3 protein-coding genes are annotated in these 1533 nt (G+C 52.3%); all 3 read right to left on the reverse strand.

Translation table 11 applies throughout. The annotated features are described in order from the left end of the window. A partial coding sequence (locus tag B3P58_RS15650; RefSeq protein ID WP_286718942.1) for a hypothetical protein occupies positions 1-638 on the reverse strand: 638 nt, incomplete at its 3' end. A gap of 13 nt (positions 639-651) precedes the next feature. Then, positions 652-915 (reverse strand): glutaredoxin family protein, encoded by a 264-nt coding sequence (locus B3P58_RS15655; protein WP_145469440.1) that lies wholly within the window; start codon positions 913-915, stop codon positions 652-654. 99 nt (positions 916-1014) lie between these two features. Further along, positions 1015-1533 (reverse strand): hypothetical protein (locus B3P58_RS15660; protein WP_286718943.1); only part of this gene is annotated, 519 nt, incomplete at its 5' end.

A 1533-nucleotide genomic window follows, 5' to 3' on the forward strand; every position in this document is an offset into this window, starting at 1 on the left:
ACCTCATGCGGCCAGGCATTTTTCAGCAGGTGAACTTCTGCACCGGAACAACCATTGCGCTTCGCCATTTTTTCTACCACATAAAAAGAGCGGCCATACACTTTTCCGGTTTTTTGCTCAACGGCCGCACGCTTTAAATTCAGATCCGTACCATCACGCTGTGAGCGTCGCTGTAAATTTACCAGTGATTCGTACACTTTATCCTGACTGCGCAGGTCGCGTTCGCCCTGGTTATATTGTGATAACACCCGTAAACAGAGGTCTTCTTTATCACCACTGGCACTCAGCAATTCCTGCACTTCGGCCTCTGCCGTCTCAACCACCTGCCAGGTCAGGGCCATCGCCATGCGGGCACCGGTTTCAGTACGGTCATCGGTTACATGAATAATATCGTAGGCCAGTCCAAAATCGGCGCTCTCGACAAAAGCACCGTTACGCTGCCACCAGTTTTGCTTCGCGGTATAGGCCGCCTGCTTGGCTTTGGCGCTGACATCATCACAGGCATCGACCCAGGTGCGCAGCGTGGTATCAGTCTGCAGCGCGTAATAAACCGCCTCTCCGGTGGGTGACAGCTGATTGCTGGAGCAGCCTTGTAACAGCGCCAGCGAAGCCAGGATCAGTCCAGATAAAATCCGCATGGTAATCATCCTTTTATTCAGAAATTAGTTCAGGTTGAGCGCTGCTCTGCAGCCAATTCAGCAGTTGCGTCTCATCGAAGGGCCAGTCAAGTTCAGCCCCGCTTTGTTCATTCAGCAGCACCGGAATTCGCAAACCATAGCGTTCCACCAACGCTTCTGTTTCAGCAATATCTTCGACATAAACATCGAGGGAAATCTGGCCGGCGACATTCACAATAACAGCTTGTGCCAGCTCACACAGATGACAGGCCTCTGTGCCAAATAAAACCAGAGCCATCAGGCAGTTCCAGTAAAAACAGACAGGGGAAGTATAGCGGTTAGCACCGGGGCATGACAAAAAGTCTGCCCCTGAGAAGCGGAGAAAAGAAAACGACTGTCAGGCTTTGTTAGCAAGCAGTGAATTCAACCCTTCATGGAAAGAATTCCAGACCGGTAAGCGTTCTTCTTCCGGCAACAATTGATTCACCAGATCCTGCAAAGTCTGCGGAGCATCAGCCAGAGGTCTGGCCTTTTCCAGCGCAGCCATATAAGCATCCACATAAGACGCCAGCGGTGCTTTCAGCGATTCCAGCTCTGGTGTAGGCAACTGCGGCTGAACACTGGCATAGGCTTTGGTTGAGGTCGCAACCGTTTGCTGAGTCAGATTAAGACTCATCGCCGCCAGCTGGCTGCCATCAAAGCCAAGGTCCATTGCCTGTCCCAATGCCGCACCGATATCACCGGCAAAGAAACGCTCACTCAGTGACTGTACATCATCAAACAGGCCAGCCAGCGCCGTCCGCTCGGCATCACTCAGGCTGCCATTCACTTCCATACTCCAGTTTTGCTGAGCCGAAGCCTGCAGACTGAAAGCCGAATTACCCTGCCCATCCTGGCTGATTGACGTGCTGAGACT

Source organism: Thalassolituus sp. UBA2009, assembly GCF_002335285.1.
Classification (GTDB): domain Bacteria; phylum Pseudomonadota; class Gammaproteobacteria; order Pseudomonadales; family Oceanobacteraceae; genus Venatoribacter; species Venatoribacter alkanivorans.